Origin of the sequence: Ferruginibacter sp. (genome assembly GCF_031430955.1) — a bacterium.
Classification (GTDB): Bacteria; Bacteroidota; Bacteroidia; order Chitinophagales; family Chitinophagaceae; genus Ferruginibacter.
This window is the reverse complement of sequence record NZ_JANPCM010000444.1, coordinates 1-9,058: the sequence shown is the minus strand read 5'-3', so window position 1 is coordinate 9,058 and position 9,058 is coordinate 1. Positions and strand designations below refer to the sequence as shown.

Sequence of the window (9,058 nt, the reverse complement as noted above, 5' to 3'; positions counted from 1 at the left end):
GAATTCGTAATACTGCAATTGATGTGGCGCTTACCCACATTTACAAAATACACAAACTGTGCAAAATTTTACACAGTATTTCCCTTAGTTTAGATTGCCATCTCCTAAAAACTACTTAATATATTTTGGCATACAATTGATAACTAAATGTATGACTTTATTACCCGCTATTTATGCAGGCAGTAATATTTTAAATTATTTAAGGCATTTTAAAAAGCAGTTTGTAATTATGAAAATTATTATAAAATATATGGTTAGCAATCCTTGCATTGTTATTGTAAAGGAGGAATTGAGAAAACTTGGATATGATTACGTTAATGTAAAATTAGGAGAAGCTGAAATAAGCGAAAATATTACAAATGAACAGATTGAAGAAATAAAATTTGCTTTAAATAAATTTGGCCTGGAGGTAATTGAGGATAAGAAAAAACTGCTGGTAGAAAAAGTGAAAAATTTAATTATTGAAATGGTTCATTACGAGGAGGAATTGCCCAAAATAAAATATTCGTATTATATCAGTCAAAAATTAAATTACAATTATACTTACCTTGCCAATCTTTTTTCTCAAACAGAAGGAATAACTATTGAAAGTTTTATTCTTTGCCATAAAATAGAAAAGGCTAAAGAATTAATTGTTTACAATGAACTTACATTAACAGAAATTGCATCAAGGCTCGATTACAGCAGTATTGCTCACTTTTCTAACCAGTTTAAAAAAATAACTGGCTTAAGAGCATCAGATTTTAAATCAATGAAAGAAAAAGTTAGAATACCACTTGAGCATGTATAACAACAATTTATCTTCAATGGTAATGTGGAGTTAGTCTGTTTTTTTCTTTACTCCATCTAGGAAGTACAATGGCAAGCAAAACACAACAGACTAACAGAAAATTGTATTTCACAACATTTCACCCGCCACCAACTACAAATCTACCTTGGGTGTAATGGAATATAATAATACCGTTATTAAAGTAACGATGGTAATAAAGCCAGCTCATTTTTTGTATTTTTCAGTAGTAAAAAGAATAGCAGTTGCCACATCCGGTAATTTAATAGCCACACTACATATATCCAATTGGTTGAATCATTTTGCATTTAAATATAAATTACCAAAGTAGTTAATCCCATTACTAAAGATGCCCGAGAGTTGTGTGATAAAATAGTAATTACCACGGAGAGTAGAAGTATAAAATTGTTTTGTAGTATTTTCATTTTAGCAAAACCGTTTTATTTTAAAAGAAATAGTATTTACAATGCTGCTTTGTTTACGGGATTTGAAAGTTGAATAATAAGTAGTAAATTTTATACCGTTTATAAAAAAGCCGCCTTATGTATTTATAAGGCGGCTTTCTAATTATTAAAAAAACTTATTTTGTAAAACTCTCCTGCAAAATATTTCCATCGGTGTGTACAACCAAACGGTACATGCCAGCGGCTAAATTACCAATAGCGATATTGTTGATCATAAGTGTTCTCGCTGTAGTTTTCAATACTACTTTTCCTGTATTATCAATAATTGCAACTGCAGCCTGCTTATTAGCCGGTAAACCGGTTATTACATAACGTAATATGCCATTTGGTACAGGGTTGTTACTTATTGACAGGGTAGCTGTGGCCGTTTTAAAGTTTATCTTAATTACATTCGAATAGACTGTTTTGCCATCAACATCAATCATTTTTAAGCGATAAATACCATAGCCTTTATTATTATCTACAGGTAAATCTGTAAAAGTATAGGCAGTTGCAGCATTTAATTTTTTAGCCGCAATTATACCCTTACTAATCCATTTTCCAGGTTCGGTACCCTGTTGTTCTATTTCATACTGCTGAAGGTTTATTTCCTCTGTACTTTCCCAAACAAGCACCACATCATTATTTTTTTTGTAGCCATTAAAATAATTAAGTTTAACCGGTAGTACCTGATTTCCCAACTGTGCCCTTATTTCTCCACCCGGAAAAGAAGCGTTATGGATATTTACATAAGCAAAGCCAAAGATGATGGCATCTGCAAAAGCGGTTGAAACCACAGCACCTCCGTTAACATTTCCGGCTGTAGCAAGTGTAGGGGAAAGGCTTACTACCACGGGGCCGTTAGATCCTGCGGCGCCATTATGAATATGCGCTGCTGAAGCATTGGCGGCAAGTCCGCTAAAATTACCGGTTAAAAAGACTTCGCTGGTCACCCTGTCTAATAATACTGTTACACTACCTGTAGCTGTAGACGCATTGGAAGGAATTTCCTGAGAGCCGGAAAAATTACCTGTTAAATAATAAGTTTGTGTACCGGGTGATGTCGTCGTAAGTTGCCCTCTTACTTCCCCTCCGGGAAAACTTGCATTGTGCACATTAACATACATCAAACCATTTAATAAATCTGCTTCTTGAGGTGCTGTTAAAGTCACATTTGTACTTAATGTTCCTGATGTGCCTCCAGTGTTGGTTAAAGTGTATAATACACCTGCGTTTGCACCTGGTGCAGCAGGGCCATGAATATGAGATGCCGTAATTGCTGCGGTTATATTTTGATAATCTCCCTTTAACTCCAGCGTATTTAATGCTTTGTTGTACCGCACTATAACTGTACCTGTGGCAGTAGATCCATTAGCAGGAACTTCCTGGCCGCCCTGTAAATTTGCTTTTAAATAAACCAGGTCCTGTTCAGGAATAAGTTGCCCCCTTATTTCGCCACCGGGATAAGTTCCCGAGTGAATATTAATATAAGCATTACCTGCAATCATTTGGGTTTGATCGCCGGGAGCTATTGCAGATGAAACATGAATAGTACCCTTTGTGCCTGCAGTAAAACTAATACCAAAAATAACAGGACCACCAATGTTTGCGGCTGCGGAATGAATATGAGCAGCATTTGCAGCTGTTGTTAATCCTGTAAAACTGCCCGTCATATAAACCATACCAGTAGTTTTATCCAACAAAAGTTTTGCATTGCCCGTAGCAGCCGATCCATTGGGTGGTACTTCCTGTGCACCCTGTATTCTTGCTGTTAAATAATCTGTTTGTCCGGCAGTGGTAGTGGTAAGTTGTCCTCTTATTTCTCCACCGGGAAAAGCGGCACTATGTACATTTATATACATGTTGCCTGCCAGTAAATCTGTTTCCTGCCCGGCAGTTAGCGTTGCGGTTACAAATAATGTTCCGGTAGAGCCACCGCTATTTGAAACTGTAAAAAGAACGCCGGCATTTACACCGGGAGCCGCAGGACCATGAATGTGTGAAGCTGAAATAGCCGCTGAAAGACCCTGGTAATCGCCATATAATTCTAAAAATTTTGTTGCCGCATCGTACTTTATAATGGCAACTCCTGTTGCAGTAGAGCCGTTGGACGGTACTTCCTGGGCTGCATCAAGCGTTGCTTTTAAATAAGATATCTGCGACTGAGTACCGATTGCAAATAATAGGTAAAATAAAAATGTAACAATTTTTTTCATGGTAATTGTGTTTTTGTTGTGTTAGTTTAATTGAATGTTAAGAAAATTAAAGTAAGGCTATATATAGTAAATAAATGGTAGTATTATTAATACAAAAAAAAGCAGTTTTGGTTTAAATTTTTGAAATAAAAAACCTTTGATTATTTCACATACAAAAAATATAAAGTGATTAAATTTTTACCCTTAAAAATATATTTGGTCAAAAAATTCCCCACTTTATTTTCAAACTAATACACAAATAACATATTTAAAACTCCTGAATTTAGAGTTTTCCTAATAGGTACTCAATAATTTTGGTTTAGTATTAAACAGCTCCAACATCATAACCTCAAACAGTATGCCATCAAAACTGGCTGAAATTATAAGCTTTTAAATGCCATTAGCAGCGGGCATATTTTCTCAATAGGATCAAATTCTGTCCACCCGGTACAGTTATATAATTGTTCTTTCATTTTTTTTATACGGTTTCTATTTATACCAATTATACATTTAATCTACCCGGTAAAAAATGCCAGATTGAGCTTGTCGAAATGGGGTGCAAGAGTCAAACCGCCTTCGATAAGCTCAGGCTGACAGTGTATTTTCAATGTCTAATTGGTATTACTCTTAAAAATTAAAATTATTTTAGATAAAGAGGGAGATAGCCTAATGCAAAAGGCATTAACTGGATGAAATTAAAGAATGCCTTTAGAAAATTTTGATAGTTGATACGAAGATTTTAGACATAATGCATACGGGTGGAGTTATGACTTCTGCTATTATGTGCAGCAATATTTTTGTACTGCTGAAGTAAATAAGTATTTTTATAAAATAACTTCTGCTAAAAATTGCTTAATTCAGTTTCAAAACTTTTTGAGTAATACTGCCGGTAAACGTTTTTATTTTTACAAGATATACGCCTGCAGCACTATTGGATAACCCCGGCAGTTGTATCAAATTTTCTCCTGCAACAATATTTACTTTAGCAGCAGTGATAAGTTTTCCCTGTGAATTCCAAACAGCTATTGATGCAGTTTCGTTTGCAGTGCCTTTTAAAGAAAGCCATAGTTCACCATGTGTTGGATTGGGAAAAACAGCTGATGTTGATTTGTTGCCGTGGTGATTTTGTAAAACAATGGTGTTACTGTATTTACTTCTGCCATCAATGGCAGTTACTTTTACCCTGAAATAAATAACAGCCACATTTACTTTATCTAACAGTTGTTTTAAAGTATAATCAGCAAATGCGGTCTCTCCACTTGCTTTTATTGCTGCAAGTTGTAAAAAATTACTACCATCCAAACTGTATTCAATTGTAAAGTTTGCGGCTTCTTTATTATTTGATGCCTGCCAGTTAAATTCTGTAATGCCATTTGATTGTACTGCTTTAAAATTGGTTAAGTTAATATCAAGTAATCTGCATGTACTGTCAAAAAATATTTTTACAGAGTCTTTGGAATAATAGGTGCATTGAGCATTTAGCTGCTGCGTTACAAAATAGGTACCTGGTTTATCTACAATTATTGAAATACCGGTATTACTGCCAACTATATTTCCATTTAAAGTATTCCAAGTATAAATAGAAGTGGGGCTGGGGTTAATTACATCAATTTGTGTAGGTGGAAATACCCCACAAAAGTAGAGTAGGTTGGTAAATGCATCTACAGGCGGAAAATCGAACATTTTAAAAGGGGCAATAAAATCTTTTAGTTCTGATGTAAAAGAAGTGGAAGACCTTGATTTAATAAGCACCCTTCTAAATGGCGTACCGCAAGGATTATTACTGTAACTGCCTGGATCCACACCAAGTTTGGTAAGATTTACAGAAAATTCCATAAACTGGCCGGGAGTATAATCTGGTACTACGCTGTTGTCTTGACGAACTAATGAAAACGGGCCTGCCCATGCAGTAACAGGAGATTGCAGACCTGTATAAAAAGCTCCTGTAGTTTTAGGTAAAATACTGGCATAGCCATACGTAGCACCCGGTCCATCACCATCAAACTCTCCACCCCAGCTAAAATTGGCCGGGGTTGTTAAGAGCGAATTTTTATTGATCCATATCCTTGCCTGAATCAGCGTTAATGAGGAGCTGCTGAATTCTGCACTAAAAATAATGTCACCGGCTTTAAGCACATTTCCGCTGGCATCAAACAGCCATGCCGTATGTCCGGCATTAGGTCCATAACCACCAAATGTTCTGCTGGTACGGTCATAAAAAATATCTGTTTGGTATAATTCGAAATCAAAATACCTGTTGCCATTAGTGTTTTCAATAGAAATGCCCCCAAACATCCATAAAGAATCAGTAACATTCGGGCCTGCTCTTCTAACATGGTTAAACGCATCAAGTAGATCGTTTTTATCGGGTATGCCCTGTGCAACCGGACAAGACCAAAGTGCCGGGCTCATTCCATTTTTATTACTGCCCGAAGCAAATACTGTTGAATCATCTCCATGAAAATCCCGGTGAAAAACTGCATCAATAACTAAATGATTTTGTACGGTACTGTAAAATGCCGGTTTCATAAGCCGGGAAAAAGAAGCCATTCTGCTGGCGGGGTTACTTATATAATTGGCTACAACTGCTGCAGCGCCGGTAGTATCAATCATAAATTGCCCCGTGCCAAACTTGTAATTTTTAAACCAATCGTCGCTGGTTGAAAGAGTGGCACCAAAATAATTGGCCCGCAATTCTCCATCCACTCCAAAATTGGCTTTTATAACAGGAGTGGTTATTTGTGCAAATAAACAATTAGTAAAAGCTGCAAGTAAAATCAGGAGTAGATTTTTTTTCATAGGTTTATTTGTTTAAATAAACTTAGGTATACGGATTTTGATAAATTGCTTAGATACTAACGGACAGTATCAATAATATAAACATAAAGTTAGATTAATTATTCTGCCAAAAACTACTCGATTTTTATGTTTTTTCCCTCGTAAAACTACTTAGTGTAAGTTTAAAAAATATAAGTGGATTTAATAAAGGGGTTTTGCTGTTTCATAAAGCTGATCGGTTAAAGGTATTGTAAGGCTTGAAGTGGTTATTTTGATATCGCATTTTATTATTGTTGTTACTCAGTTTTTTGTTTTGGCAAATGCAACGTTAATGTAAATGCAATTGTCAAAAAAAAGGAACATATCATTTTTTACAGTCTTTGTGTTGTTCCATTTTGTTGATATCTTCTGCTATGGTAATTTTGAAAATTGCGATGCTATATCTTTGCTTTTGTACTGATAAAGGCAAAGATTAAACTAGTTAATCTTGTTTTCAATTCTCCTGTCGGGGATAAACCATACCATTGCAACCAACACATACATTCCAAATCCAAGCCAGGAATTAATAAATGATAAACCAATCCCGGCAATATAAAAAACTACAGAAAGAATTCCTTTCTTGTCGTTACCCAATGCTTTTGCAAGCAACGAATCTTTTCCATGAATAGCTGCAAGGCGGTGGGCAAGAAAATAATAAGCAATGCCAGCCATCATTGATATAAAACCATATAATGCTACCGGCCATTTACTAAAATTATTTTCTCCCATCCAGGCAGTGGAAAACGGAAACAGCGAGAGCCAGAAAAGCAGGTGAATATTTGTCCATAATACTGTACCCGTAACTTTATGTACAGTATGCATTATATGGTGGTGATTGTTCCAGTAAATAGCAATATTTATAAAGCTTAGTACGTAACTTAAAAATACCGGTATTAATGGTTTTAAATCTTCTGGTGTACTGCCATGCGGCACTTTCATTTCTAAAACCATTATGGTAATGATAATGGCAAGTACTCCATCACTAAAAGCTTCTAATCTTCCTTTACCCATAATTTTATAAAATTAATTGTAAGATAATTTACAGCAGCCGGTTGAATAAATTTTACATACAAATAAATATACAGTAAGTAAAGGCAATAAAAAATCCCTTTGGTTAAAAAGGGATTTTAAAATTAAATTATTTTGATGATTGATTAATAATCTCTGTTGTAACCACCACCGCTGCCACCGCTTCTTCCGCCACCGCCGCCGTTTCCACCTCTGTTACCGCCGCCGCCGTAACCACCACCGCCACCACTTCTTCCACCACCGCCACCGTAACCGCCGCCGCCTCTGCTGCCGCCGCCACCGTAACCACCGCCGCCACTCTTTTTGTAGCCGCCACCACCACCGCCTTCCTGACGAGGTTGAGATTCGTTAACGATTAATTTACGACCCTGAACTTCAATTTCGTTTAATGCAGCGATTGCAGCTTTTGCAGCTTCATCGTCTTCCATTTCAACAAAACCAAAACCCTTGCTGCGGCCATTCATTTTGTCTTTAAGGATTTTTGCGCTTGTTACGCTTCCGTGCTCAGTAAAGAGATTCATTAAATCATCATCAGTCATTGACCAACTAAGATTTCCTACATAAATGTTCATTGTAAAAACTTTTAAATAAATAAATAAAAAACGATAATGACTTAGTTGTAACAATGAACTGAATCGGACTTGTAAAAAAGCTACTTCAGCTAATAGCGAAAAACTAAAACCATTAATTCAACATAAAGATAGGGGTTTTGCATATAAGTTGAAACAAAACCATAAATTTTTTAATAATTCATTCTTTTACCAATTTATTGACGCAATTATACAAAATCATGATTAACAAAAACCGCAAAATACCTCAATAATAATATTGTATAATTAGGTAACTGGTTTTTTACTAAATAAAATCAATAAGGTCCTGGTTTAATTTATCTTTCTCGGTATACCATAAACCATGGGGAGCTCCTTCATATATTATAAACCTGGCACCTTTTATTAATCTTGCACTTTCTTCACCTGTTGGTTTAACAGGTACTGTTTTATCATTATTGCCATGGATAATAAGAGTGGGCACATTTATTTTAACTACATCTTTTCTAAAATCGGTAGAGGAAAACGATTTAGCACACTCTAATGTTGCAATGGGAGAAGCATCCATTACTTTAGTTAAACTGTTAGCTAAAAAGGCATCGCTTACCGGGTGGTTAGTTAATGACACACTAAAAAAATCTTTATTAAAATTTTCCATAAATGCCGGCCTATCTTCAATCATGGCTTTGGCCATTTTATCAAACTCTTCCTGCGGTACACCTTCAGGGTTACTGTCGGTTTTAAGCATATAAGGAGTAACACCGCTTACTATCACCACCTTTGAAACTCTTTTCCCCCCATATAAAGAAAAATATTTTGCAATTTCTCCTGCACCCATCGAAAAACCTACAAGCGTTACATCGGTAATATCCAGTTCCTCCAGTAAACTTTTTAAATCTCCGGCAAGTGTATCATAATCATATCCATCAAAAGGCCTGTCCGATTTTCCAAATCCTCTTCTGTCGTAAGTAATGCAACGTAAACCCTGTTGTGGCAGTTGCGTTACCTGGTATTCCCACATTGATCCGCTTAAAGGCCAGCCGTGGATAAAAATTACAGGTTTACCTTTACCGTAATCTTCGTAATAAATTTTTACCGGCTTGTTATTATTTTGTACTGATTTAATAAATGGCATAATAAAGAATTTAATTTTTTAAAAAAAATATTTCTTTATAAACAAACAAAGATGCTGCCAACAAAAGTTTAGGTTTAAAAGCGTATCTCCAGTATCACATACTT

6 protein-coding genes are annotated in these 9,058 nt (G+C 35.6%); 1 reads left to right on the top strand and 5 read right to left on the bottom strand.

What is annotated here, in order from left to right; genetic code table 11:
- The first annotated feature begins 151 nt into the window (after window positions 1–151).
- Window positions 152–790 (top strand): helix-turn-helix domain-containing protein, encoded by a 639-nt coding sequence (locus ACY65O_RS12300; protein ID WP_462221152.1) that lies wholly within the window; start codon window positions 152–154, stop codon window positions 788–790.
- 577 nt (window positions 791–1,367) lie between these two features.
- Here the strand turns inward: ACY65O_RS12300 and ACY65O_RS12295 are convergent.
- The 5 genes from ACY65O_RS12295 to ACY65O_RS12275 all read right to left on the bottom strand — a co-directional run bounded on the left by ACY65O_RS12295 (window position 1,368) and on the right by ACY65O_RS12275 (window position 8,954).
- Complete coding sequence (locus ACY65O_RS12295; protein ID WP_462221151.1) at window positions 1,368–3,446, bottom strand: CHRD domain-containing protein; 2,079 nt, start codon at window positions 3,444–3,446, stop codon at window positions 1,368–1,370.
- 831 nt (window positions 3,447–4,277) lie between these two features.
- Complete coding sequence (locus tag ACY65O_RS12290; protein WP_462221150.1) at window positions 4,278–6,224, bottom strand: T9SS type A sorting domain-containing protein; 1,947 nt, start codon at window positions 6,222–6,224, stop codon at window positions 4,278–4,280.
- A 456-nt stretch (window positions 6,225–6,680) separates the two neighbouring features.
- Window positions 6,681–7,253, bottom strand: coding sequence for a TMEM175 family protein (locus ACY65O_RS12285; RefSeq protein WP_462221149.1), 573 nt, complete (start codon window positions 7,251–7,253; stop codon window positions 6,681–6,683).
- Between the two features lie 143 nt (window positions 7,254–7,396).
- A complete protein-coding gene (locus tag ACY65O_RS12280) occupies window positions 7,397–7,843 on the bottom strand; it encodes an RNA recognition motif domain-containing protein (RefSeq protein WP_462221148.1) in 447 nt (148 codons plus the stop codon).
- Window positions 7,844–8,126: 283 nt separating this feature from the next.
- Window positions 8,127–8,954 carry an alpha/beta fold hydrolase gene (locus tag ACY65O_RS12275; RefSeq protein WP_462221147.1) on the bottom strand — a complete coding sequence of 276 codons (828 nt, stop codon included), beginning with the start codon at window positions 8,952–8,954 and terminating at the stop codon, window positions 8,127–8,129.
- Between the last annotated feature and the right edge of the window lie 104 nt (window positions 8,955–9,058).